At 60.4% G+C, this 24,924-nt stretch carries 27 protein-coding genes; 10 read left to right on the forward strand and 17 right to left on the reverse strand.

All coding sequences use genetic code 11. The features are described from left to right. Positions 1–9: 9 nt before the first annotated feature. The gene (locus tag RMS95_RS05705) at positions 10–333 is read right to left on the reverse strand and encodes an NAD(P) transhydrogenase subunit alpha (RefSeq protein ID WP_310644360.1); all 324 of its coding nucleotides are present in this window, start codon (positions 331–333) and stop codon (positions 10–12) included. A gap of 18 nt (positions 334–351) precedes the next feature. Beyond that, positions 352–1,482: a Re/Si-specific NAD(P)(+) transhydrogenase subunit alpha gene (locus RMS95_RS05710; protein ID WP_310644362.1), complete on the reverse strand. Its 1,131-nt coding sequence runs from the start codon at positions 1,480–1,482 to the stop codon at positions 352–354. A 102-nt stretch (positions 1,483–1,584) separates the two neighbouring features. Between RMS95_RS05710 and RMS95_RS05715 the strand changes: the two genes are divergently transcribed. Further along, a complete protein-coding gene (locus RMS95_RS05715; protein ID WP_310644364.1) occupies positions 1,585–2,085 on the forward strand; it encodes an NUDIX hydrolase in 501 nt (166 codons plus the stop codon). A gap of 8 nt (positions 2,086–2,093) precedes the next feature. After that, on the forward strand, positions 2,094–3,248 hold the full coding sequence (gene mnmA, locus RMS95_RS05720; protein WP_310644367.1) for a tRNA 2-thiouridine(34) synthase MnmA: 1,155 nt from the start codon (positions 2,094–2,096) through the stop codon (positions 3,246–3,248). A gap of 23 nt (positions 3,249–3,271) precedes the next feature. Here the strand turns inward: mnmA and RMS95_RS05725 are convergent, their stop codons facing one another. From RMS95_RS05725 to RMS95_RS05745, 5 genes are all read right to left on the reverse strand, one after another. Beyond that, the gene (locus RMS95_RS05725; RefSeq protein ID WP_310644369.1) at positions 3,272–3,508 is read right to left on the reverse strand and encodes a hypothetical protein; all 237 of its coding nucleotides are present in this window, start codon (positions 3,506–3,508) and stop codon (positions 3,272–3,274) included. Positions 3,509–3,646: 138 nt separating this feature from the next. After that, a complete protein-coding gene (locus tag RMS95_RS05730; protein WP_310644371.1) occupies positions 3,647–4,342 on the reverse strand; it encodes a hypothetical protein in 696 nt (231 codons plus the stop codon). A 93-nt stretch (positions 4,343–4,435) separates the two neighbouring features. Then, positions 4,436–4,909, reverse strand: a complete 474-nt coding sequence (locus tag RMS95_RS05735) for a J domain-containing protein (RefSeq protein ID WP_310644373.1) — start codon at positions 4,907–4,909, stop codon at positions 4,436–4,438. A gap of 103 nt (positions 4,910–5,012) precedes the next feature. Beyond that, the gene (ssb, locus tag RMS95_RS05740; RefSeq protein ID WP_310644375.1) at positions 5,013–5,513 is read right to left on the reverse strand and encodes a single-stranded DNA-binding protein; all 501 of its coding nucleotides are present in this window, start codon (positions 5,511–5,513) and stop codon (positions 5,013–5,015) included. A gap of 27 nt (positions 5,514–5,540) precedes the next feature. Next, positions 5,541–6,728: an MFS transporter gene (locus RMS95_RS05745; RefSeq protein WP_310644672.1), complete on the reverse strand. Its 1,188-nt coding sequence runs from the start codon at positions 6,726–6,728 to the stop codon at positions 5,541–5,543. Between the two features lie 169 nt (positions 6,729–6,897). Between RMS95_RS05745 and uvrA the strand changes: the two genes are divergently transcribed. Further along, the gene (gene uvrA / locus RMS95_RS05750; RefSeq protein WP_310644674.1) at positions 6,898–9,906 is read left to right on the forward strand and encodes an excinuclease ABC subunit UvrA; all 3,009 of its coding nucleotides are present in this window, start codon (positions 6,898–6,900) and stop codon (positions 9,904–9,906) included. A gap of 34 nt (positions 9,907–9,940) precedes the next feature. On the opposite strand, the gene RMS95_RS05755 is transcribed toward uvrA, so the two are convergent. Beyond that, positions 9,941–10,414 (reverse strand): peptidylprolyl isomerase, encoded by a 474-nt coding sequence (locus tag RMS95_RS05755; protein WP_310644377.1) that lies wholly within the window; start codon positions 10,412–10,414, stop codon positions 9,941–9,943. Positions 10,415–10,492: 78 nt separating this feature from the next. Between RMS95_RS05755 and RMS95_RS05760 the strand changes: the two genes are divergently transcribed. From RMS95_RS05760 to RMS95_RS05770, 3 genes are all read left to right on the forward strand, one after another. After that, positions 10,493–10,891: a glutaredoxin gene (locus RMS95_RS05760; protein ID WP_310644379.1), complete on the forward strand. Its 399-nt coding sequence runs from the start codon at positions 10,493–10,495 to the stop codon at positions 10,889–10,891. 31 nt (positions 10,892–10,922) lie between these two features. Continuing rightward, complete coding sequence (locus RMS95_RS05765) at positions 10,923–11,537, forward strand: CYTH domain-containing protein (protein ID WP_310644381.1); 615 nt, start codon at positions 10,923–10,925, stop codon at positions 11,535–11,537. 106 nt (positions 11,538–11,643) lie between these two features. Beyond that, positions 11,644–12,825 (forward strand): serine hydrolase domain-containing protein, encoded by a 1,182-nt coding sequence (locus RMS95_RS05770; protein WP_310644383.1) that lies wholly within the window; start codon positions 11,644–11,646, stop codon positions 12,823–12,825. 41 nt (positions 12,826–12,866) lie between these two features. Here the strand turns inward: RMS95_RS05770 and pyrF are convergent, their stop codons facing one another. After that, the gene (gene pyrF, locus RMS95_RS05775) at positions 12,867–13,706 is read right to left on the reverse strand and encodes an orotidine-5'-phosphate decarboxylase (protein ID WP_310644385.1); all 840 of its coding nucleotides are present in this window, start codon (positions 13,704–13,706) and stop codon (positions 12,867–12,869) included. Positions 13,707–13,802: 96 nt separating this feature from the next. On the opposite strand from pyrF, the gene RMS95_RS05780 reads away from it, so the two are divergent. After that, positions 13,803–14,687 carry an EamA family transporter gene (locus RMS95_RS05780; RefSeq protein ID WP_310644675.1) on the forward strand — a complete coding sequence of 295 codons (885 nt, stop codon included), beginning with the start codon at positions 13,803–13,805 and terminating at the stop codon, positions 14,685–14,687. On the opposite strand, the gene RMS95_RS05785 is transcribed toward RMS95_RS05780, so the two are convergent. Genes RMS95_RS05785 through tsaB form a run of 3 tightly spaced genes read right to left on the reverse strand, consistent with a single transcriptional unit; the run spans position 14,684 to position 16,960 of the window. Next, a complete protein-coding gene (locus RMS95_RS05785) occupies positions 14,684–15,631 on the reverse strand; it encodes a uracil-DNA glycosylase (protein WP_310644387.1) in 948 nt (315 codons plus the stop codon). The genes RMS95_RS05780 and RMS95_RS05785 overlap by 4 nt on opposite strands. A 10-nt stretch (positions 15,632–15,641) precedes the next feature. After that, a complete protein-coding gene (gene rimI, locus RMS95_RS05790) occupies positions 15,642–16,106 on the reverse strand; it encodes a ribosomal protein S18-alanine N-acetyltransferase (protein ID WP_310644389.1) in 465 nt (154 codons plus the stop codon). 14 nt (positions 16,107–16,120) lie between these two features. After that, positions 16,121–16,960 carry a tRNA (adenosine(37)-N6)-threonylcarbamoyltransferase complex dimerization subunit type 1 TsaB gene (tsaB, locus tag RMS95_RS05795; RefSeq protein ID WP_310644391.1) on the reverse strand — a complete coding sequence of 280 codons (840 nt, stop codon included), beginning with the start codon at positions 16,958–16,960 and terminating at the stop codon, positions 16,121–16,123. 106 nt (positions 16,961–17,066) lie between these two features. Here tsaB and dacB point away from each other — a divergent pair, with 106 nt between their 5' ends. Beyond that, entirely contained in the window at positions 17,067–18,563 is a 1,497-nt protein-coding gene (dacB, locus tag RMS95_RS05800) for a D-alanyl-D-alanine carboxypeptidase/D-alanyl-D-alanine-endopeptidase (RefSeq protein ID WP_310644393.1), read from the forward strand. A 30-nt stretch (positions 18,564–18,593) separates the two neighbouring features. Further along, positions 18,594–18,884, forward strand: a complete 291-nt coding sequence (locus tag RMS95_RS05805; RefSeq protein ID WP_310644395.1) for a SemiSWEET transporter — start codon at positions 18,594–18,596, stop codon at positions 18,882–18,884. Here the strand turns inward: RMS95_RS05805 and RMS95_RS05810 are convergent. From RMS95_RS05810 to purE, 4 genes are read right to left on the reverse strand one after another with little or no spacing between them, the layout of a single operon-like run. Beyond that, complete coding sequence (locus RMS95_RS05810) at positions 18,881–20,176, reverse strand: hypothetical protein (RefSeq protein WP_310644397.1); 1,296 nt, start codon at positions 20,174–20,176, stop codon at positions 18,881–18,883. The two genes, RMS95_RS05805 and RMS95_RS05810, sit on opposite strands and share 4 nt — an antisense overlap. Before the next feature lie 30 nt (positions 20,177–20,206). Beyond that, positions 20,207–21,241: an L-threonylcarbamoyladenylate synthase gene (locus RMS95_RS05815; protein ID WP_310644399.1), complete on the reverse strand. Its 1,035-nt coding sequence runs from the start codon at positions 21,239–21,241 to the stop codon at positions 20,207–20,209. Between the two features lie 49 nt (positions 21,242–21,290). Further along, the gene (locus RMS95_RS05820) at positions 21,291–22,475 is read right to left on the reverse strand and encodes a 5-(carboxyamino)imidazole ribonucleotide synthase (RefSeq protein WP_310644401.1); all 1,185 of its coding nucleotides are present in this window, start codon (positions 22,473–22,475) and stop codon (positions 21,291–21,293) included. Next, on the reverse strand, positions 22,472–22,963 hold the full coding sequence (gene purE, locus RMS95_RS05825) for a 5-(carboxyamino)imidazole ribonucleotide mutase (protein WP_310644403.1): 492 nt from the start codon (positions 22,961–22,963) through the stop codon (positions 22,472–22,474). Before purE ends, RMS95_RS05820 begins: the two co-directional genes overlap by 4 nt. A 48-nt stretch (positions 22,964–23,011) precedes the next feature. Between purE and RMS95_RS05830 the strand changes: the two genes are divergently transcribed. Beyond that, positions 23,012–23,968: a tetratricopeptide repeat protein gene (locus RMS95_RS05830; protein WP_310644405.1), complete on the forward strand. Its 957-nt coding sequence runs from the start codon at positions 23,012–23,014 to the stop codon at positions 23,966–23,968. Here the strand turns inward: RMS95_RS05830 and RMS95_RS05835 are convergent, their stop codons facing one another. Continuing rightward, complete coding sequence (locus RMS95_RS05835) at positions 23,969–24,877, reverse strand: phosphoribosylaminoimidazolesuccinocarboxamide synthase (RefSeq protein WP_310644407.1); 909 nt, start codon at positions 24,875–24,877, stop codon at positions 23,969–23,971. Positions 24,878–24,924: the final 47 nt, after the last annotated feature.

Here is a 24,924-nt window from a genome sequence, read left to right on the forward strand (position 1 = left end):
AGTCCATGTTCATGCTTTGTCTCCTGTCGCCGCTTTAGCAGGCTTGTCTTTTTTCTTGAACATTTCCAACATGCGACGCGTGACCATGAAGCCACCAAACACGTTGACGGCAGCCAGCATCACCGCCAGCACGCCCATGGTCTTACCCAGCGTGGTCTCGGTCATGGCGGCGGCCAACATGGCACCCACGATGACGATGGCTGAAATCGCATTGGTGACGGCCATCAAAGGCGTGTGCAACGCAGGCGTGACGGTCCACACGACGTGGTAGCCCACGTAAATGGCCAACACAAAAATGATGAGGTTGATGAGGGTGGGGGAGACGGCATCCATATTCTTAGGTCCTTGCGATCACTTTTTAACCACGGCGCCATCACGGGTGACCAAGCAGGCCGCCACGATGTCGTCTTCCAGATCGATGTGCAACGCGCCTTCTTTGTTGATGACGAGCTTTAAAAAATCGAGCACGTTGCGGGCATAGAGTGCGCTCGCGTCGGCGGCAACCAAGGCCGGTAAGTTGGTTTCACCCACCAAAGTCACGCCGTGCTTGATCACGGTTTTGCCGGCCTCTGTCAGCGGGCAGTTACCGCCCACGCCATCGGCACCTTTGCCAGCCGCAATGTCAATGATGACCGAGCCTGGCTTCATGGCTTGCACCATTTCTGCCGTCACCAACACGGGGGCGGCACGGCCGGGGATCAAGGCGGTGGTGATCACCACATCGGCCTGTGCCACGCGCTTGGCCACTTCCACCTTTTGGCGGTCCAGCCAGCTTTGCGGCATGGGACGGGCATAACCGCCCACCCCTTCCGCCGCTTCTTTTTCTTCCGCCGTTTCAAACGGCACATCAATGAACTTGGCGCCCAAAGACTCCACTTGCTCTTTCACGCTGGGGCGCACGTCGGTGGCTTCAATCACCGCGCCCAAACGCTTGGCCGTTGCGATGGCCTGTAAGCCCGCCACGCCCACGCCCAGAATCACCACGCGTGCGGCTTTGACGGTGCCCGCTGCGGTCATCAACATGGGGAAAAAGCGTTGGTATTTGTCTGCGGCCAGCATGACGGCTTTGTAGCCCGCGATGTTGGCTTGGCTCGAGAGCACGTCCATGCTCTGCGCACGCGTCGTCCTAGGCGCGGCTTCCAGCGCGAACCCAACGGCACCTGCAGACGCCAAACGCTGCAACCCCTCGGCATTGAAAGGCTCCAACATGCCCACCACAGCGCTGCCGGATTGAACGCTAGCGGCCTCTGCCGCCTCTGGCACACGCACCTTGAGCACCAAATCAGAGGCCCATGCCTGCGCGGCATCCACGATGGACACACCCACGGCGGCGTATGCCGCGTCCGTGATGCTGGCGGCAACACCTGCGCCCGACTGCACACGCACCGTGTGGCCTTGCGCGATCAATTTTTTAGCCGTCTCTGGCGTGATGGCCACACGGGTTTCACCGGCCGATATTTCGGCAGGAACGCCAATCTGCATGGGGAGCTCCTAATAGATAAGTTCGTCGTTGTCAGAACGAAGAAAGGTTACACCAGAATCACTAGGATCTTGAGACGGACTTACCCGAAAGATAATGCTGAAATGAACAAACGTTGGAAACCCAGCGTCACCGTTGCCGCCATCATTGAACGCGACGGACGCTATCTGCTCATTGAAGAACACACGCCCGAAGGCCTGCGTCTGAATAACCCTGCGGGTCACCTCGATCCAGGCGAGTCTCCAGAAGCGGGTTGCGCGCGCGAAGCCTTTGAAGAAACCACACACACCTTTGCCCCCACTGAGCTGGTCGGCATCTACATGTCACGCCTTGAGCGCCCTGCTCGCGAAGGGCGCGCAGCGGAAGACGTGACCTACCTGCGCTTTGCCTATTGCGGCACCTTGGGCGACTCGGTGGCAGGCGCCAAGCTGGACCACGGCATCGTGCGCACTTTGTGGATGACGGCAGACGAGGTGCGCGCCAATGCGCATCGGTTGCGCAGCGCCTTGGTGCTGCGTTGCATCGAAGATCATCAAAATGGCCAACGGTTCCCGCTGAGCATGGTCTACACCGACCCCAGCGTAGCACGCCCCGCAAAGGGATAATTGCCCCTATGGCAAACAACAAACGTGTGGTGGTGGGACTCAGCGGCGGCGTGGACTCTGCGGTCACGGCCTACCTGCTCAAACAACAGGGCTATGAGGTCATCGGCATCTTCATGAAAAACTGGGAGGATGACGATGACTCCGAGTTTTGCTCCTCCAACATCGATTTTGTTGACGCCGCTGCGGTAGCTGACGTGATTGGCATTGAGATTGAACACGTCAACTTTGCCGCTGAGTACAAAGACCGTGTGTTCGCCGAGTTCTTGCGCGAGTACCAAAGCGGGCGCACGCCCAACCCCGACATTTTGTGCAACGCCGAAATCAAGTTCAAAGCGTTTCTTGACCATGCCATGCGCTTGGGCGCTGAAAAAATTGCCACAGGCCACTACGCGCGTGTTCGCGAAGTCAACGGCGAATTTCAGCTGCTCAAAGGCTTAGACCCCAGCAAAGACCAAAGCTACTTTTTGCATCGCTTGAACCAAGCGCAGTTGTCTAAAACCATGTTTCCCGTTGGTGAGTTGCACAAAACTGAAGTGCGCCGCATCGCCGACGAAATCGGTTTGCCCAACGCCAAGAAAAAAGACTCGACCGGCATTTGCTTCATTGGTGAGCGCCCTTTCCGTGACTTCTTGAACCGCTACATCGCCAACGCACCAGGCCCCATCAAAGACGAGCGCGGCCGCAAGATTGGCAACCACGTGGGATTGAGTTTTTACACCTTAGGTCAACGTCAAGGCTTGGGCATTGGGGGGCTCAAGGCAAAAGGCGCAGACATGGAAGCACTCCGCGCCCGCGGATTGCGCGGCGCTGGCGAACACCAGCCGTGGTTTGTGGCGCGCAAAGACTTGGCCACCAACACCTTGTACGTGGTGCAAGGCCATGACCATCCGTGGTTGCTTTACGGCTCGCTGCATGCGGATGACCTGAGTTGGTGTGCCCCGCACCAGCCAGCACCTGGACGCTACGCGGCCAAAACCCGCTACCGCCAAACAGACGCACCTTGCGCACTGAGTTACAACGAAAAAGGCGAGCTGGTGCTCGCCTTTGATGATCCTCAGTGGGCCGTCACACCTGGCCAATCGGCGGTGCTGTATGACGGTGACATTTGTTTGGGTGGCGGGGTGATTGCCAGCGCTGCAGCGCTGAGCACAACACCCGCCTGAGCGGTCACGAGGCTGCCATACGCTTACTTCACGGCGTCAGCTTTAGGCGCAGCTTCAGCCTTCTTGGCCTCGTGCTTGGCCTTACCGAGGTGTTTGCCTTCGGCTTTTTCCGCTTTCACGGCGGGTACAGCATCTGCTTTGGCAGCAGCAGCGGAGGCGGGCGTTGCGGGCGTGGCTGGTGTCGCAGGAGCCGCAGGTGGCACAGCAAAAGCTGCGGCAGAAAATGCACCAACGATCAAAGTGGCAATCAGCTTGTTCATAAAAGTTTCCTTTAGGTTGTTGAACAACTCCAAGTTGGAGTGCACCTACAACGGAGGCTGAATGACAGATGTTGACCTGAATATTTAATTATTTGCGTCAACGTTTCGCGCAACTTTGCCGTTACGCCAGCTTTGAAATCACATTCGTTGTGACCAGTGACCTTGGCATTTGGGGCACGTGATCTCGATGTGACGGAAGTAATTGCCTCGACATTTTTGCTGGCAATGCGGACAGCGCACCACCACTTTGTCGTTCAACACTTGAGGTATTTCAATCGCATCTGCAAGCACAAAAAGCGGCGCCCTCAAGTCGTAGCAATTCGATTTTTTGAAATGAATTTGAACGCCTGAAATCTGCGCGTCGACGTTAGCCAAATCAGCCGTCTCGATGAAGATGTTGGACAACTTGTCACCCAAGCCATCCACCGACTTGTACCAACGGGACTCGGGCAATATCTCGATCAACGCCAATCCCGCCCGATTGAGCACCACCTTCTCAGCCTGCGGTACCACAAGGCGTGACTGCTCCATCAACAACTTCACAGCATATTGCGAGTGGTTTTGGTAGGCGTAAAAGTAGTGCCCAAAATAAAGACACCCGTCCAATGGATTGCCAAACGAATACCACCTGAGGGCCAACAAGCGCAGGACGTTGACGACTGTCTTTGTATCTTCTTTGACGGTGAACAAACGGTCGTTGATGCATGCAATCAGCACCAAGCGCAATGCCGTCTCAAACCCCAAATCTTGGCGCACACCTTGCGGGTGGCCAAACATGTTTTTTTGGGTAATGCTGCGCTGCGCAATCGCCATCGTTCGAAAAAACTCTGGCATGGCAGCATTCACTTGAGGCAACTTTTCTTGAAATAATTTCGCCTGATGGGCGTCAGATCGAAGATGCTCAAATGGATACTGCATGGCGTTCACCTAGTCTTTGCTGAGATGGGCCACCAAATCAGATTTGATGGTTTCAAAGTCAATCGGTTGCGTGACCCCTTCACGAATCAACGAATACGTGTTGATCCAGCCGTGGTGAATTCTGATTCGGCAATCGAATGCTTTTTCGAACAAATCAATGACCTGAATTTCGTCCAACGAGTTTTTGTCCAGTTGGGTAATCAAGGCCTGACTCTCTTTGGACGTCACGGTTGAAGGCTTAGCTTCAATTGACGCCTTTTTCGCTGTCAATGAGGCGCGTAAATCGTCATAGATTTTGCGCAAGGTCGGATTGCCGATGACCGCATACGCCTCATTCAACACCGCCATCTTCGCCGTGTTTTCGACTTTGTTCGAAAGGTGTCGATCAGGGTGGTACTTTTGCGCCAAGGCTTTGTAAGCGGCTTTGATCACGACCTCTTCTACATCGTGCAGCAGTCCTAATGTTTTGTAGTGGTTTTTCATTCAAATCATGGATAAGCCAATAACGTAAAAGCCGGTTGACTTGAGATCAACCGGCTTTGCATTCGGTGTTCATTGAGTTGAACGCCCATCGAATCATCCAACCTCAAAAAGGAATGTCATCATCCATGTCGTCAAAGCCGCCGCGTGCAGGTGCGGGCGCAGGGGCTTGACGTTGGGGCGCGGGTGCGGCTTGGCGAGCAGGCGCTGCAGGGCGGCTGTAACCACCGCCACCTTCTTCGCCACCACCGCTGGGGCCGCCCATGCCTTCACGGCCGCCCAAGAGTTGCAGTTCGGTGGCGATGATGTCCACGGTGTTTTTTTCCACGCCTGTGGTTTTGTCGGTGTAGACGCCGTATTTCAAACGACCTTCGACATAGATAGGACGGCCCTTTTTGACGTATTCGCCAGCGATCTCGGCCAAACGGTCATAAAACGTGACGCGGTGCCACTGGGTGTCTTCGATCATCTCGCCGCTGTTTTTGTCTTTGCGACGGCTCGATGTCGCCACGCTCACGTTGGCCACGGCTTGGCCGCTGGGCAGGTAGCGCACTTCAGGGTCGCGGCCACAGTTGCCGACGAGAATTACTTTATTAACGGATGCCATGGGTCAATTCCTCCAGATAAGGGCTAATTATGCGGTCTTGGGAGTGGTCACAGGACGGGCAGGGGCGACCATCGGCCACGCTACCACCAACCACAACACCATCAGCGCCGCACAGCTCAAAAACAAACCTTGTGTGCCGTAGCTCTTGACGAGCTGACCGCCCATCAACCCACCGGCAAAAAACCCCAGCGATTGCAAGGTGTTGTACACCCCCATCGCCGCGCCGCGCGACGCCGCTGGCGCAATGCGCGACACCAAGCTGGGCTGCGTGGCCTCCAGCACGTTGAAGCCACAGAAAAACACAAACAGCAACACAGCCAGTGACGTGATCGACGGCGCACCCGACGACACCCACAGCAGCGCCACTTGCACCAGCGCAATCAAGCCAATGGCACTCAAAAACACGCCACGCAAATAGCCACGGCGCTCCATCGGAAACACACCGCCCATGACCACAAACGACGCCAGCACGGCGGGAAGGTAAATTTCCCAATGGTCATTCTTGGGCAGTCCAGCCTGCACCAAAAAGGCAGGAATCGCCACCCACATCGCCAGTTGCACTGCGTGCAACACAAACACGCCCACGTTCAAGCGCAACAACGCCGGATTTGCCAAAACTTGGCGTAAACCGCCCCGGGCCGCATCTTTGTGCACCACCGGCTCAGCGGGAACCGCCCAAATCACCACCGCACAGCCGATCACGGCCAGCACGGCCGTCAGCGTGAACAAGCCCGACAAACCGATCCATGTCGCCAACAACGGCGACAACACCAACGACAGCGCAAACATCAAACCAATGCTCGCACCCACCAACGCCATGGCTTTGGTGCGCACGTTGTCGCGGGTCAAATCAGCCAGCAACGCGGTCACGGCGGCAGAAACGGCGCCGGCGCCTTGCAGGGCACGGCCCATCAGCAGTTGGTTCAAGGTGTCAGCCATACCCGCCATGGCGCTGCCTAAAGCGAACACCAACAGACCCAACACGATCACGCGTTTGCGCCCAAACCGGTCCGAGGCCATGCCGAACGGAATTTGCAGCACGCCCTGCGTGAGGCCGTAAATGCCCATCGCCAAGCCAATGAGGGCGGGGTCGTCACCGCCGGGGTACTTGCGGGCCTCTAGGGCAAACACAGGCAAGACCAAAAACAGGCCCAGCATGCGCAAAGCAAAGATAGACGCCAAGGTGCCGCTGGCACGCCGCTCGGTGGGCGTCATGGAGGGGCTGTCGTCGAGGGAGGGGTCGGGGGTTAAGTTCATCGTCACAAGGGGAATTGTCCTGCATTCCGCGCCGCCCAAACTGGGGGCCACTATCATGGCGGGTTGCCCTTAATTTGACTGCCCCGTGAACAAACCCACCGATGACGGCGCCTACTTAGGCCAAGCCATGCACCACCCCTCTGCCATGCGAAACATCAGCATTCGCGGGGCGCGCACGCACAACCTGAAAAACATCGACCTCGACATTCCGCGTAACCAGCTGGTGGTCATCACGGGCTTGTCGGGTTCTGGCAAGTCCAGCCTTGCGTTTGACACGCTGTATGCCGAAGGCCAACGCCGTTATGTGGAAAGCCTCTCGGCGTATGCCCGTCAGTTTTTGGGCCGCTTGGACAAGCCCGATGTCGACCTGATTGAGGGCCTGTCGCCCGCCATCAGCATTGAGCAAAAAGCCACCAGCCACAACCCACGCTCGACCGTGGGCACGGTGACCGAAATTCACGACTACCTGCGCTTGCTATTTGCCCGCGCGGGCACGCCCTATTGCCCCGACCACAACTTGGCGCTGCAAGCGCAAAGCGTGTCGCAAATGGTGGACGCCGTCATGGCGCTGCCCGAAGACACCAAGCTCATGCTGCTCGCGCCCATCGCTCGCAACCGCAAGGGCGAGTACAGCGAAATCTTCACGCAGCTGCAAGCACAAGGCTATGTGCGCTTTCGCATCGAAGGCAAGGTGTACGAATACGATGACCTGCCCGAGCTGAAGAAAACCGAGAAGCACGACATCGACGTGGTGGTGGACCGCATCAAGGTGCGCCACGAAGCGCCAGCGGCCGCCGCGCCTGTGGCAGCACCCAGCATTGGCGACATCGCCACCGCCCCAACCGCACCGCCGCCGCCCGCCCTGCGCCAGCGTTTGGCCGAGAGCTTTGAAGCCGCCTTGCGTTTAGCCGAAGGGCGCGCCATTGCGCTAGAGATGGACACGGGCGTGGAGCACGCGTTCAACGCCAAGTTTTCTTGCCCGCAGTGCACGTATTCCATCAGCGAGCTTGAACCCCGTTTGTTCTCGTTCAACTCACCCGTGGGCGCTTGCCCCTCGTGCGATGGCTTGGGCCACCAAGACTTTTTCGACCCCGCACGCGTGGTGGCGTTTCCGTCATTGAGCCTCGGCAGCGGCGCCATCAAGGGCTGGGACCGCCGCAACGCGCATTACTTCACCCTGCTGGAGAGCTTGGCCAAACATTACAAGTTTGACCTTGACGCCCCGTTTGAAAACCTCAGCCCCGACGTGCGCCAAGTGCTGCTTTACGGCTCGGGCGACGAAGAAATCAAGTTCAACTACAGCTTGGACAGCGGCGCATCGGGCGGCAAAAAACTCAGCAAAAAGCACCCCTTCGAAGGCATCTTGGTCAACATGGAGCGCCGCTACCACGAGACCGACTCGGTGGTGGTGCGCGAAGATTTGGCGCGCTACCGCGGCACGCGCTCGTGCGTGGCCTGCGGCGGCACACGACTGCGCCGCGAAGCGCGCAATGTGCGCATTGGCGACGGCGCGCAAATGCGCGGCATTTTTGACATCAGCCACACCACACTGGGCGAATGCTTTGGCTACTTCAACACCCTGCAACTGCAAGGTGCCAAGGCCGAGATTGCCGACAAAGTGGTGCGCGAAATTGCCTCACGCCTGAAGTTCTTGAACGACGTGGGCCTGAACTACCTCAGCCTCGACCGCAGTGCCGACACGCTGTCGGGCGGCGAAGCACAACGCATTCGCTTGGCGTCACAAATTGGCTCGGGCCTGACGGGTGTGATGTACGTGCTGGACGAACCCAGCATTGGCCTGCACCAACGCGACAACGACCGCCTCATCGACACCCTCAAACACCTGCGCAACATTGGCAACAGCGTGATCGTGGTCGAGCACGACGAAGACATGATTCGCTGCGCCGACTTCTGCGTGGACATGGGCCCCGGCGCGGGCGTGCACGGTGGTCAAGTGATGGCCAGTGGCACTCCCGCCGAAATCGAAGCCAACCCCAACTCGCTGACGGGCCGCTATTTGGCACAAACCCTGCGCATTGACGTGCCCACAAAGCGCAACAGCTTTTGGCCCGTGCCCGCCGACGACTTGGCCTACAACCGCAAGCTCGACAAAGACGCGAGCGAGCACCAAGTCATCCGCATCAAAGGCGCACGCGGCAACAACCTCAAAAACGTGACCGCTGACTTCCCTGTCGGCTTGCTCACCTGCGTCACTGGGGTGTCGGGCTCTGGCAAGTCAACGCTGGTCAACGAGACGCTGTACACCGCTGCCGCGCACGCCATTCACCGTGCCCACGACGAGCCCGCAGCACACGACGAAATCACGGGCCTCGACTACTTCGACAAAGTCATCAACGTCGACCAATCGCCCATTGGCCGCACGCCTCGCAGCAACCCCGCCACCTACACCGGCTTGTTCACGCCTATTCGCGAACTGCTGGCCGAAGTGCCGATGGCGCGCGAACGCGGCTACGGCCCAGGGCGCTTCAGCTTCAACGTGGCTGCAGGCTCGGGCGGTGGCCGCTGCGAAGCCTGCCAAGGCGACGGCATGGTGAAAGTCGAGATGCACTTCTTGCCCGACGTGTACGTGCCCTGCGACGTGTGCGCGGGCTTGCGCTACAACCGCGAAACGCTAGAGGTCATGTACAAGGGCAAAAACATCGCGCAAATTTTGACGCTCACCGTCGAAGCCGCGCTGGTGTTTTTCAACGCTGTGCCCAACATCGCCCGCAAGCTGCAAACCTTGATGGACGTGGGCTTGTCTTACCTGCAGCTCGGCCAAGCCGCCACCACCCTGTCGGGTGGTGAAGCACAACGCGTGAAGCTGGCCTTGGAGCTGAGCAAACGCGACACCGGCCGCACGCTCTACATCTTGGACGAGCCCACCACGGGCCTGCACTTTGCCGACATTGCACTGCTGCTGAAAGTGCTGCAGCACTTGCGCGATGCGGGCAACACCATCGTCATCATCGAGCACAACCTCGACGTCATCAAAACCGCCGATTGGCTGATTGACATGGGGCCAGAGGGCGGCAGTGGGGGTGGCATGGTGGTGGGTGTGGGCACACCCGAAGACCTGGCGGCCAACCCTGCCAGCTTTACCGGCAAATACTTGAAGCGCTTGCTGCCCAGCTGAGTGCGCTGCCCGAGGGGCAGCACCACATCACCACTTAACCGTGCTGATGCCCATGCGCGCCATGCACATGGCGGTGGGCAATTTCTTCAGCCGTGGCGGCGCGCACATCCGTCACGGTGCAGCTGAAACGCAGGGCTTGGCCCGCCAATTCGTGGTTGCCATCCAGATGCACTTCGGGCCCTTTGATTTTGACCACGTTGAACACGCGCGGCTGACCGTCGTCGCCCGCACCTTGCAACTGGCCGCCCACTTTCACGCCCGGTGGGAATTCGGCTTTAGGAATGACGCGCACCAACGATTCGTCGCGTTCGCCAAACGCGTCTTCGGCGCTCAAATCCAGCTTGACGGCAAAGCCCACCGCTTGGCCATTGAGCGCGGCTTCGACCTTGGGAAAGATGTTTTCGTAGCCGCCGTGCAAATACGACAAATGCCCCGAGTCCAAAGGCTTGCCTGCGGGTGTGGTGACTTGGTATTTGATGGTGACGGCCGTGTCTTGGGTGATCTGCATGGCTAGGCGTTTGAATGAAAACCGCCATTGTCCACGACCGCGCAGCCCACCCGCCTTCAGGCCTTACCATTCCCTCCCATGAAACCTGTCATCCGTGTCTTCTTTAAAACCGTGCGCCTCGTGCTGGGCCCCGTCATGCTGCTCAAAGAGCGCCTCACCCAACCCAAGGGCGTGCAGCGCGACGCTGCCGCACAAGCCGCCGTTGAGCTGCAGTGCCAAAGCTTGGCGCTTTACCAATTCAGCACTTGTCCGTTTTGCATCAAGGTGCGCCAAGAAATGCGCCGCTTGTCATTGCCCATCGACAAGCGCGATGCACAACACGACAGCACCCACCGCAATGCACTGCTAGAAAGCACTGGCGCCACCAAAGTGCCTTGCCTGCAAATCACCGACGCCAACGGCCAAACCCAATGGCTGCAAGACTCGACCGCCATCGTGACCTACCTGCGCGAGCGGTTTCAGCCCGCCGCACTTTAAAAAATCAGCAGCCGCAGCAGTGCTGCACGCCATGGAAACCGAACTCAAACTCACCTTGGTCGCACAAGACCTGCCGCGGTTGCTGACGCATCCGCTGCTGGCAACGGGCGGCAGCACGCAACGCTTGCTCAATACCTATTTCGACACACCCGATCTGGCGCTGCAACAGCGTCGCATGGCCGTGCGCGAACGCTTGGCAGGCACGCAATGGCTGCTGACCGTGAAGACCGCAGGCCAAAGCGAAAACGGCCTGTCACGCCGCCAAGAGTGGGAAGGCCCGACCACGCCGGGCACGCTGCAGTTCGATGCGTTGGTAGATGACACCGCACTTGCCGCCGATCTGATGACGCTTCGCCCCCATTTACAGGCGCTGTTTTGCACCGACTTTGAGCGCCAGCGCTGGGTCGTCACGCACGAGGGCGCCCACATCGAAGTCGCCCTCGATCAAGGCCAAATTCACGTGCCCGGCACCCCCCTGAGCGAGCCGCTGCTAGAGCTCGAACTCGAATTGCTCAGCGGCCCCGAATCTGCACTGACCGCCTTGGCCGATGTGCTGCGCCAAACCCCGCAAGGCCCCGTCACACTCACGCCCAGCGATGCCAGCAAAGCGCAGCGAGGCATGGCGTTGTGGCAACGCCGAACCTGACCTCTTGTGCGCAGGCGTCATCTGGCGCGTCGGCCTGTCGGTTGCTTTAGGTGATACCGCATCGTCGGAGGCTGGTGTACAAAACGCTCTAATTTTGGAGCGCCCGATGACCCAGACCGCACACACCGCCTTGCCCCATGCCCAACCCGCCGACGTCGGCCTTTGCCCCGAGCGCACCCAACGCCTGATGGACGTGCTGCGCCGCGAAGTGGCCAGCGGGCGTTTGCCGGGGGCCGTGGCCATGATTGCCCGCCAAGGAAAGATTGCCCTCTTCGAAGCCGTGGGTCAGCAAGACCCCGCCAGCGGTTCGACCATGCAGCCCGACAGCATCTTTCGCATCTACTCGATGACCAAACCCGTCGTGTCGGTCGCGGTGATGATGCTGGTCGAGCGCGGCCTGTTGTTGCTCAGCGACCCCGTGAGCCACTGGTTGCCTGAATACGCCAACCCGCAAGTGGCCACCGCCAACGGACTAGAGCCGGTCAAGCAAGCCGCCACGGTGCAAGACCTGCTGCGCCACACAGCGGGGCTGACGTATGAGTTTTTGGGCACCTCGTCGGTGCAACAGCAATACGGCCAAGTCAAGATTGGCTCACGCGAGCGCACCAATGCCGAGTTCTCGCAAACGCTGGCAGCACTGCCGCTGCAGTTTCAGCCCGGCAGCGTGTGGGCCTACAGCCGCGCCACCGATGTCCTGGGGCGGCTGGTCGAGGTGGTCAGCGGGCAAAGCTTGGGGACCTTCCTCCAAACCGAAATCTTTGGCCCGCTGGGCATGGTGGACACAGGCTTTTCCGTGCCGCCCGAGCAGCACCATCGCATTGCCGAGCCCTTTGCACACGACCCCGATGGCGGCGTGCCGATGAAGGTGATCGAACCTCGGCAAGTGCCCACCATGGAAGGCGGCGGCGGGGGCTTGATGTCCACCGCCATGGACTACGCCCGCTTTTTGCAATGCCTGCGCAACCGTGGCGAGCTGGACGGTGTGCGCCTGCTCGGCCCGCACACGGTGGACTTCATGACCGCAGACCACTTGGGTGACATCCCGTCCGATGGTCCCTTGCTGCCGCCCGGCCACGGCTTTGGTCTGGGTTTTGCAGTGCGCACGCAGCTGGGCGTGTCACCCGTGCCCGGCTCAGTGGGGCTGTATTACTGGGGCGGCATCGCAGGCACCACGTTTTTTGTGGACCCCGCGCTCGACCTGTACGCCATGCTGATGATTCAAGCCCCGAACCAGCGGGACTATTACAGGCCGCTGTTTCGCGACTTGGTGTACGCGGCGTTGCTGTGAGTCAGACTCAACACCATCCAAACAACAAAAACAGTAAGGTCTCAGCCTTTGGCTGCTTGCAAGGTCTCTCGCGTTTGCAAGGCCACGCGTCGCGCAGCGTCTGCGAAGTCGTCGCCTTTGGACGCATACAAAATCGCACGCGATGAGTTGACGATGATGGGGCCGGTGGTCACACCGTCGGCCACACGCAAACCTGCTTTGACGGTCGCCACCGCATCGCCACCTTGTGCACCCACGCCTGGAATCAGCAAAGGCACGGTGGGTGCGAGTTCACGCACACGCTCAATTTCTTTGGGGTAGGTCGCGCCCACCACCAAGCCCAATTGGCCGTTCAAGTTCCAAGGGCCTTGGGCCAATTTGGCAATGTGCTCGTACATCAAGGGCTGGCCTTCGACCGAAGCGAGGCGTTGGTTTTGCAAATCGTCACCGCCGGGGTTGGAGGTGCGGCACAGCAAGAACGCGCCTTTGCCGTGGTACTTCAAATACGGAGCCACCGAGTCCCAGCCCATGAAGGGCGAGAGGGTGACCGCATCGGCACCGTAGCGCTCAAAGGCTTCGATGGCGTATTGCTCGGCGGTACTGCCGATGTCGCCGCGCTTGGCATCCAAGATGATGGGCACATGGGGCGCCACGCGTCGCATGTGCTCCATCAAACGCTCCAACTGGCCTTCGGCACGGTGTGCGGCGAAGTAGGCGATTTGGGGCTTGAAGCTGTTCACCAAATCAGCGGTGGCATCGACGATGGCGGCGCAGAAGTCGTAAATCTTGTTCGAGTCGCCCTTGATGCGGTCGGGGAACTTGGTGGGTTCGGGGTCAAGGCCCACGCACAGCATGGAAGCGTTTTGGCGCTCGGCGGCGCTCAGCATGTCAAGGAAGGTCATGCGGGGATTTTAGAAGGCTTACCATGTTCCCCCATGAATGCGCAGCACACGCCCCCGCCTGCCTCACAGGCCACCCCAACATCAGCCCAGACACGTCTGCCGCTGCTGACCCGTCGCCAACTGTGGACCCTGATTGCACTGACCCTGGTCTGGGGCTTGAACTGGCCCATCATGAAACTGGGTGTGACGAGCTTTCCACCGCTCACGTTTCGTAGCCTGTCCATGATTGGGGGCTTGCCGTTGTTGGGCTTGGCACTGGTGGTGATGAAAGTGCCATTTCGCATTCCACGGGCGCATTGGCGTGAGTTGCTGGTGCTGTCGGTGTTCAACATGTTTGTGTGGCACATCTTGGTGATCTTGGCGATTCCGCTGCTGTCCAGCGGACGCGCTGCCATCTTGGGCTACACCATGCCGATTTTTTCAGCCATGTGCGGGGTGTGGTGGTTCAAGGCGCCACTGCGACCTCGGCAGTGGTTGGGCGTACTCGCTGCCGCGGTGGGGGTGTTGCTGCTGCTGTGGAATGAATTGACCCACTTTGCCGGCCAACCCGTGGGCGTGCTGATGGTGTTGGTGGCAGCGGCCACTTGGGCGTACGGCACACAGCGTCTGCGCCACACGCATTTGGAGGTGCCCACGCTGACCATTGCGTTTTGGATGACCACCCTCACCACGTTACTGATGATTGGCTTGAGCATCGCCACCGAACAAGACCGCTGGCAAATGCCCGCCCCCAGCACCGCATGGGCCATTGTTTACAACGCGGTCGGCGTGTTTGCTTTTGCACAAGCGGCGTGGCTGACGTTGGCGCGAGGCCTGCCGCCCGTCGCCTCCACCCTGAGCGTGATGTTCATTCCCGTGCTGGGCGTGTTCAGCGGCGCTTGGTGGCTGGGCGAGGTGCTGCACTGGCAAGACTGGACGGCCGTCGCCTTGATGGTGGTGGCCATTGCCTCGGTGCTGTGGCCCGCGAAGGCCGCGTCTTAAGGCTGATCGCTGATCTGCGCCATGGCCAAACACAAATCGGCCCACACCTTGGCTTTTTCTGGCAAGTTGCGCAGCACGTAAGCGGGGTGGTAGGTCACCACCACCGGCACGCCTTGGTAACGCCGCACCTGTCCGCGCAGCTTGCCCAAAGGGGTGGTGTCCAGTTCGGGCACGGTGTCTTGCAGCAAGGCTTGAATGGCCACACGGCCCATGGCCACGATGACTTTGGGTTTGAGCAAGGCCACTTGTTGTTGCAAATACGGCGTGCATTGCGCTGCCTCTTCGCGTTTGGGATTGCGGTTGCCCGGTGGGCTGCACTTGAGCACGTTGGTGATGAACACCCCACCCGCATCGGGTGCCGCGCCTTTTAAAGGACCGGTGCGCGATTGGCCGCAGGCGCGCAGCATGTTGTCGAGCAGCTCGCCCGCAGCGCCCACAAAGGGCTCGCCCTGCGCATCTTCCGCTTCGCCTGGGGTCTCGCCCACGATGAGCCAATCGACCTTGGGGGCTTGACCTTCGGCGACAGGACCACCGACACCAAAAACCGTGTTTTTTCGGGTGCCACACAGGGTGCACGCTTGACAGCTCGCGACGGTGGTTTGCAAGGTGGGCCAGTCCATCTGGTCCAACCCTTCAGGGCGCTGGATGATGACGGGCGCTGCCGTTGCGACGCGGGGGGTCGGCGCCACCGCAGGCGCACGGGCCACGCTCGCGGGTGGCAGCACTTGCGCAGCCAAGTCCGCGGCTGAAGCAAAAGAGGATGGGGTGCCAGAAACGCTGACGTCCGCCATCGATGCGCTCAATCCAGCATCGATGTTGGAACCCGTGGAGGCCAACGCGTGCGGCTCGGGCGCCAAATCCGGCTCCCACGCGGGGGCCCAGACGCGCACATGCATCTCGGCCAGCATGGCGCGTTGACGGGGATCGAGGTTGAGGGACGTCATGACAAAAGGCTCACAGTTTGAACGACATGACCACCGCGTGTTCGCGTTGCCCAAGGTTGGCGGGGTAATAGTTTTTGCGCTCACCGACACGGCGATAACCGTAACGCTCGTACACCTGCATGGCGCGGGCATTGCTGGCACGCACTTCCAGCCACAACCACTCGGCGCCACGTCCGCGGGACCAGACCGCCAAGGCATCCAGCATCAGCACCGCCCAACCTTGGCCCTGAAATTCAGGCGCCACGGTGATGTTGAGCAAATGCACCTCGTCCACCCCCTCCATCGCCACAAAGTAGCCCAGCAAGGTGTCGCCGCCCATCAGCGCCAGCACTTGGTAGCCCGCCTTGAAGGAGTCCGCAAAGTTACCGCGTGTCCAAGGGTGGCTGTACGCGCTTTGCTCCACGCGCAGCACCTCGTCGAGCAGCGCGGGGGTCAGCGGCTCTAGGCGAACTTCGGGTTTCAAAACGGCGCTCATAGGGGCATTGTCGATCAAGCGGCAGACGGCTGTTTCGCCAGCAAACGTTCCTCGGTGGTCTGGGCCACCTTGTCGCGGATGTACAGCGGCAAAGCCTCTTCGGGCGGCACGGCTCTGCCTTGTGCCCACACTTGCGGGGCCAAGCGCAACAAGGCAGTGGCGGTGGGCAAGGCGGCCATTTGCGATGCGGAGGCGGTGAAAGCCTCGGGCCATCGTCCGGCGTACACGCCCCATGCGTTGCCTGCGGCGATGAAAGCAGGCACGCGGGTGCCAGAGCTGCCGTCACTTGCCTCGTCGGCTGCCCAAGTGCTGGGCCAATGCAGTGTGTCTGGGTTTTGCAATTCGGCTTCTTGCACGCAACGCCATGTGGGCACAGCGTCGCGGTCAGACGGGTCGCACTCGTAAGCGGCCACGTACACCTGGTCCATGCGGGCGTCTAGCACTGCGAGCACGCGGGTGACGGGTGTCAGGGGGCGGGCCACATCCTGCGGCGCAGAGGGCGCCATCTCGTAGGCTTGCGCCGCGCCGCACGCGTAGCGGGCTTCTTCGGCCACCGCCAACAAGGTGTCGATGGGCAACACGGGCACGTCAGCACCAAAGGCCAAGCCCTGCGCCACCGAGCATGCGGTGCGCAAACCGGTGAATGCCCCCGGCCCGCGCCCAAACACCACGGCTTGCAAATCGGCAAAGGCCAAGCCTGCTTCACCCATCAAACGCAAAGTCTGTGGCAAGGTCTGCGACGACGCCTGTGCGCCGCCTGCGCTGGTGTGCGCCCACGTTTGTGCGCCACGCGAGACGGCGAGGGAGAGGGTGTCGGTGCTGGTCTCTAAGGCCAGCCAAGGCTTGTTTTGCATGGCGTGATTATCTCGCTGTGATAATTTGCCTATGACCTTGATGCGCAGGCCCCTCTCTCTCTTTGTTCGGCCTTTGACTTGGCGTCTTGTTTTACCGCTGGCCTTGATGCAACAAACGCGCACCGCCACCCCACACCGACGCAACGTATGGGCCATGGTGGCCATGTTGTCGCTCGCGGCTGTCGCCCCTCACCTCAGTCACGCCCGCCCCGAAACGCGAACCCAAGCAGCACGAACCCAAGCCGTGCCCCATCACACCCCGGGTGACCTCGGCCAACTGCCCCCCGAGGTGGACGCAGCGTTGCAACGGGCCAAAGTGCCCCGCGACGCCTTTCATGTGATGGTGGTGGAAGCCAGCGGTCATGCTGCGCCGCGTTTGAGCCACCAAGCGCAAGTGCCGGTTAACCCCGCCTCGCTGATGAAGCTGGCCACCACCACCGCCGCACTCGACCTGCTCGGCCCTGCCTTCGTGTGGCGCACCCCCGTGTTTGTGGACGGCCCCGTGCGCGACGGTGTGCTGCAAGGCAACATCTACATGCGCGGCAGCGGCGACCCACGCTTGGGCGTGGAGCGCGTGTGGCTGCTGATGCGCCGTTTGCAGGGCTTGGGTATTCAAAAAATTCAAGGCGACATCGTGCTTGACCGCAGCGCCTTCGAGGTGCCGCCCCGCGATGCCGCCAGCTTTGACGGCGAGCCCCTGCGCCCCTACAACGCTGCGCCCGATGCGCTGCTGTTGAACTTCAAATCGCTGCTGATTCAGTTCGTACCCGACCGCGCAGCCAACGTGGCTCGCGTGCACGTGGAGCCGCCGATGGCAGGGGTGCAATTCCCCACCACCGTGCCCCTGTCCGCCGGAGATTGCAACGATTACCGCACCAGCCTGCGCGCTGACTGGACCGACGCCACGCGGCCCCGATTTGCAGGCAACTTTCCTGCCGTGTGTGGTGAAAAGATGTGGCCCATCGCCTACAGCGCGCCCCAACAATTCGCGGGTCGTGCGGTGTTGGGCATGTGGCAACAGCTGGGCGGCCAACTCAGCGGTCAGGTGCGCGAAGGCACGGTGCCCAACGGGCTGCAGCCCGCGTTCACCGTCGACTCCCCCACGCTGGCCGAGGTGATTCGCGACATCAACAAGTTCAGCAACAACGTGATGGCGCAGCAAGTCTTCCTCACCCTGAGCCAACAACAGCGCGGCGTCGGCAGCTTTGAGGCCTCACGCGACGTGATGCAGCGCTGGTGGCGTGAGCGCGTGGGCGGCGATGTGCCGGTGTTTGACAACGGCTCGGGCCTGAGCCGCGAGGAGCGCATCAGCGCCCAAGGCTTGGCGCGTTTGCTGCAAACCGCGTGGGCCTCGGCCAGCATGCCCGAGCTCATGAGCTCACTGCCCATCACCGGCTTAGACGGCACCTTGAAACGCAGCAAAGCCCAGTTTTCAGCCCATCTCAAAACGGGCAGTCTGCGCGACGTGGCCGGCATTGCGGGCTTTGTCGATGGCCCCAACGGCAAGCGCTGGGTGCTGGTCGCCGTTTTGCATCACGCCAATGCCAACGCAGCCCGCCCCGCCCTCGACGCGATGGTGGACTGGGTCGCGCAACAACCTTGACCCCCTGAAAACACACCTGCGAAAGAACCCATGCAACTGACCGATTTGATTGGCTACGCCGCCGCCTCGTTGACCACCGCCAGCTTCATTCCACAGGCGTGGCTGACGTTCAAAACACGCGATGTGCGCGGCATTTCTCTAGGGATGTACAGCGCCTTCACCTTAGGCATCGCGCTGTGGCTGGCCTACGGCTTGCTGATCGACGCGTGGCCCGTGGTGATCGCCAACGTGATCACGCTGGCGCTGGCATCCAGCATTTTGTGGATGCGCTTGCGATTTGGCGCGACCGCAAGCCCGAACCCAAGTTCCACCGAGGCTTAACGCCAAGCCGCTTGGTAAAACTTGGTGTTGTAGATGTAGTTGGCAATCAAGGTGTTGCCCAGCGGCGTCAGGTTCAGGTTGTCAGCGAACAAGTAACTGTTGAACGTGGTGTCGGTCCAAATTGCAGAAGAGGCATTGACGGTGCAGCCCGTGCTGTATCTGAAATCTGTGGCCACGTAGCTGATCGCTGTCGTGGGTGGCGTACCCACAATCGCCACGGCGCAGGCGGGTGTTTTGGGCGCTTGAGCCACACCATAAGACAAGTAGGTATTCAAGTTACCTGTTTCGGTGGTACCCGACCACAGATTGAGCTGCTGCGCCAAATCGACGTGCAAGACGCGGCGGCTGTCAGCGTCTGTTTTGTATTTGTCCATCAAGGCGACGGTCAGCTTGCAATGGAACGAGTTGTTGGCGTTGGTCTTCAAACAAGCCTCATCCGTGTCATACGACAAGGACCACAAAAAGTTCTTAGACTTGCCATCGGCAGACGCGCTGCTGCCGTCTAACGACAAGCCCCAAGGCGTGCGCGCCAAGTTCATGGGTTCGACCACCAACACATGGGTAGCACCAGCCTGCACCAACAAATCAATCGAAGCCATCAACCCGTTGCTGCCGTTGACCACACGGTCCAACTCAGCAAATGCGGCAGTTTTATCGGCCAAGGAACCACCCAGCTGGGTAACCAAGGTGCTGTCGATGTTGATGGAGGTTGTGCCATCGGCTGCCAACATCGTGGCATTGCGGCCAAAGTAACGGTAGGCAATCGAAAACAAATCACGCGTGCCAGCGGTGATGACGATCAAGTCATCGGTGGCCACTTTGTTGTTCACGCGGGCCAAATAATCTTGCACTTGGGCCATGAGCGTAGGCTCATCGCCGCCCAAGCTACCTGTCTTCGTTGCAGCGTCGGCTTTGCGAATCATGGCGTTGCCTTTGGCATAGCTGACCAAGCCTGTGGCGGGTAAGGATGTTGTGTCGCCAATCGTTCTTGCCACGGGCGGCAAGGCGGCAGACCACAAACCATACACACCCGCAAGAACCTCGCTCACAGTGGTGGGCGTGGCCAGCGTGGTGGTCGCAGCGGCAACTGTATCGCTGCCATTGATGGTGAAGCGCCCACCCAACCCGGTGACGCTGCCCGTGCCCACATCGCTCAGGCCATCACCAAACGCGATGATGCGCGTGGGATGCAGGGGGTTGACGGTGCTGCTGGCGCCACCACAGGCCGAAAGCACGGCCAAGGCGGTGATCGCGCACAGGGCTTTGAAGGTCTGACTAACAATCTGGTTCATCGCGTGCTCTTGGTTGGTTGCGGCGCTAGTTTAACGAGCCGGGGTGGCGGCGCGGGTGAGGCGGTCGCGCACACCGTCCCAAGCGGGGGTGAAAGGCGGTATTTCGACCCAAATCTGCGCCACGCCTTGGGCGTCGAAGCTGCGGAGTTGGGCGAAAAGGTGGTGGGCGCAGACCGCGGGGTCTTGCGGCATGGCATGCAGGGCGACGCCACTGCGCTGCGCGGGCGTGATGTCTAAGGGGCTGCGTGCCCAAATGGCGATGCCCGGCGCTGCATCACAGGCTGCATCCATCGCGGCTGGTAGAGGAGCCAAACCGCGCAAAGCCTCTTGCATCTGAACGGCCGTCATCAACCGCACTTGGGCATGCGGGGCGTAATGCGAGGCCAAAGTGCCCGATGCGCGCGGGGCGTCGGCATCCGGTGCCTGCGGGGTGACCACAGGGACGCCACAGGCCGCGCTGAGTTGCTCAGGCGTCAACACCCCGGGGCGCAGCAACACAGGGGCGGCACGGGTGCAATCGACGATGGTGGACTCAATGCCCACCGCGCAAGCCCCGCCGTCAACGATCAACAAATCCGGACCAAACTCACTCGCCACATGGGCCGCCGTGGTGGGGCTGACGCGCCCAAACAAATTGGCACTGGGTGCGGCCACGCCGTACACGCCCAAAGCTTCGGCGCTTTGCAGCACGGCTTGCGCGATCGCGTGCGCTGGGCAGCGCAGGCCCACGGAGTTTTGCCCGCCAGCGGCCACCGCCGCCATGTCCGAGCGACGCGGCAAGATCAAGGTCAAGGGCCCCGGCCAGAACGCATCCATGAGTTTTTGGGCAAACACCGGTACGGCGCTGGCAAACCGAGTCACGCTTTGCGGGTTGGCCACATGCACGATGAGCGGGTGGTTGCTGGGTCGGCCTTTGGCCGCAAAAATTTTGGCGACAGCGGCATCGTTGCCTGCGTCGGCAGCCAAGCCATAGACTGTCTCGGTGGGCAGGCCCAGCAGATCGCCACGCTGCAACGCTTGCGCAGCAGCGGTGATGGCGGGAAGGGACTGACCGTCAAGAATCATAGGGACATGCAAAAAGGTGAGGCCGCAAAAACGTGTGACGTCGCCGTCATCAAAACGGCGCAATGCCCAAAATAGCGGCAGCTTTCAACGCCACGTGACGCGCGGCGTCGGGCGTTGCGGCGGTGATGTTGAGGTGACCCATCTTGCGCCCCACACGGGCTTCGCGCTTGCCATACAAGTGCAAATGCGTGCCGGGCAGCGCCAGCACGTCGTGCCAAGCGGGCTCAACCTGCAAAGAACGCGGCGCTGCAGAAGAATTGTGGAACCACAAATCGCCCAGCAAATTGAGCATGATGGCGGGGCTGTGTTGTCGGGGCTGGGTCAAAGGCAAGTCGGCCATGCACCGCACTTGCAGCTCAAACTGAGACACGTCACACGCGTCTTGGCTGTAGTGACCGCTGTTGTGCGGACGGGGGGCAATTTCGTTGACGACCAACTCACCGTCGGCCAAGACAAAAAATTCCACGCAGAGCACGCCCACGTAGTTCAAACCTTCGGCCACGGCTTTGGCCGCTGTGACCGCGCGCTGGGCCAAGTCGGCCGACACATTGCCCGCAAACACCTCGGTCACGGCCAAGATACCGTCGCGGTGCAGATTGCGCTGCACCGGCAAATTCACCATCGCGCCATCGCGGCCGCGGGCCAAGATGACGGAGCATTCGGCGGCCAACGGCAGCATTTTTTCCAACACGCAAGGCACTTGACCGAGCTGTGTCCAACCGACATTGAGCTGCTCAAGCGTGGTCACGCGCAACTGGCCTTTGCCGTCATAGCCCATGCGGGAGGTTTTCAAAATGCCGGGCAGCAAGTTGTCGTTCACGGCGGCGAGTTGCGCTACCGTGTCGATCACCGCATGCGGGGCCACAGGCACGCCACACGCCACAAAATGGGCTTTCTCACGCGCACGGTCTTGGGCCACAGCCACCGCAGACGCGGCGGGCGACACAGGGACGGCAGCGGCCAACTGGGCCAGCGCATCGGCGGGCACGTTCTCAAACTCGGTGGTCACCGCTTGGCTCACTGCGGCGAGTTGCTTCAAGCCTGCGGCGTCTAAGTAGTCGGTGTGGATGTGGTGATGGCTCACCAAACCCGCGGGGCTTTGGGCATCGGGGTCGAGCACCGCGGTGTTGTAGCCCATGCGCTGCGCAGCGTGCGCAAACATGCGGCCCAACTGACCGCCGCCCAACACGCCCAAAGTTGAGCCGGGCAGCAATGGCTTCAAAGCGTCGCTCATACGGGAGGCAAGGTCATGTTGCGGGCCACTTCGGTTTGTGCCACGCGGAAGGCTTGCAGCTTTTCAGCCAACACGGGATCGTTCGATGCCAGCAGCGCCACGGCAAACAACGCGGCATTGGCGGCGCCTGCGTTGCCAATGGCAAAAGTCGCCACAGGAATGCCTTTGGGCATTTGCACAATGCTGTGCAACGAGTCCATGCCCTGCAGATGCTTGCTCGCCACCGGCACGCCCAACACCGGCACGATGGTTTTAGCGGCAATCATGCCCGGCAAATGCGCCGCACCGCCTGCGCCCGCAATGATGGCGCTCAGGCCACGCGACTGCGCCGCTTCGGCGTAGGCAAACATGTCGTCAGGCATGCGGTGGGCGGAAACGACGCGCGTTTCAAAAGTGACCCCAAATTCTTGGAGAATCTGGGCTGCGTGTTGCATGGTGTCCCAATCAGAGTTGGAACCCATGACGACGCCGACTTGGCACTGGGTCATGATGTGGCTGTGTGTGTAAGCAAAAACGAATTTTAAGACGGGACCCCCATGATCGATGTGACGATGGAAAATTTCGAGGCCGACGTGATCGCCGCCTCACAAACCACCCCCGTGTTGGTGGACTTCTGGGCCGACTGGTGCGCGCCCTGCAAATCCCTCGGCCCCGTGCTGGAAAAGCTGGAAACTGACTACGAAGGCCGCTTCAAGCTGGTCAAAATCAACGCAGACACCGAGCAGCAGCTCGCGGGCGCGTTTGGCGTGAAAAGCTTGCCCACCTGCATTTTGTTGATCGGCGGTCGCCCTGTGGACGGCTTCATGGGCGCGATTCCCGAAGGCAAAGTGCGTGAGTTTCTCGACAAACACCTGCCCTCCGAGGGTGAAGTGGCCGCTCAAGCGGACGCCCAAGAGGCCGAGCAACTCATGCAATCGGGCGACGCCCAAGCTGCACTGGCCAAACTCAGCGAAGCCTTGAGCCAGAACCCCGGTGACGACGAAACCCGTTACAACTTGGTCAAATTGTTGATTTCCGTGGGCGAACTGGCCGAAGCCGAAGCGGCCTTGTCCCCCAAACTCACCGAAATTCCGCTGCAGTTGCGCTTTGACGCCCTCAACTACTGGCTGCAAGCCCTGCAATTTGTGGCCACGGATGAGCGCGGCGGCTGGAGTTTTGAACAATTTGACGCCTTGATCGCCCAAAACAAACGCGATTTCGACAGCCGTTTGGCCAAAGCCCGTTTGTTCATCGCTGCCGAGTTGTTTGAGAACGCGATGGAAGAGTTGCTCGAAATCATCATGCGCGACAAGACGTGGAACCACGACGTGGCCCGCAAAACCTATGTGGCCATCCTCGAATTGCTCACGCCCCCCAAGCCCAAAACGGACGATGCCGCCTTCGGCAAATCCGCAGGCGGCATCGAGTTAACCGGCAAAGCCGCGGTGCAAGAAGACCCCGTGTTGGAGATGATTTCTCGCTACCGCCGCAAGCTCAGCATGGCGCTGAACTGATCAGTCCTGCAACCGATCCCAAGCCTCTTGGTACTTGGCGGCGGTTTGGGCAATCACCTCTTGCGGCAAATGCGGCGCGGGGGGTGATTTGCTCCAAGGCTTGCCTTGCACTTGGGCGGTTTCCAACCAGTCACGCAAAAACTGCTTGTCGTAGCTGGGTGGGTTCACACCGGCTTTGAAGCTCTGTTCGTAGCCCTCCACAGGCCAGTAGCGTGACGAATCGGGCGTGAGCACTTCGTCCATCAACACCAAGTCGTTGTTGGCATCCAAGCCGAACTCAAACTTCGTGTCGGCAATGATGATGCCTTTGGCCGCAGCTACGTCACGGGCGGTTTCGTACAGGGCGATGCTGACGGTTTTGATCTTCTCGGCCAAGTTGCCGCCAATCATCTCGACCACTTGTTCGTAGGTGATGTTCTCGTCATGGTCACCCACGGCGGCTTTGGCGGCCGGCGTGAAGATGGGCTCGGGCAACTTGCTGGCGTTCTTCAAACCTTTGGGCAGCTTGACGCCACACACCGCTTGGTTGGCTTGGTACTCGGCCCAGCCGCTGCCAGCCAAATAACCACGCACCACCGCTTCCACAGGAATGGGCTTCAGGCGCTTGACCAACATGGAACGGCCCGTGACTTGCGCCACTTCGTCGGCACTCACCACGCTCTCAGGCGCTTCGCCGGTCAGGTGGTTGGGGCAAATGTGGCCGAGCTTGCCGAACCAAAACAAAGCCATCTTGGTGAGCAATTCGCCCTTGCCGGGGATGGCTTCGCCCATGATGACGTCGAACGCGCTGATGCGGTCCGACGCAACCATCAAGATGCGGTCGTCGCCCACGGCATAGTTGTCGCGCACTTTGCCGCGCGCCAAGAGGGGCAGGGAGGTCAAAGCAGAGGTATGCAAAGCGGAAGTCATAGATTTCACAATTCAAATAAGAAAGCCCGTTGAACGTTCAACGGGCT

It is taken from the genome of Limnohabitans sp. (genome assembly GCF_031539175.1).
Classification (GTDB): Bacteria; Pseudomonadota; Gammaproteobacteria; order Burkholderiales; family Burkholderiaceae_C; genus Limnohabitans.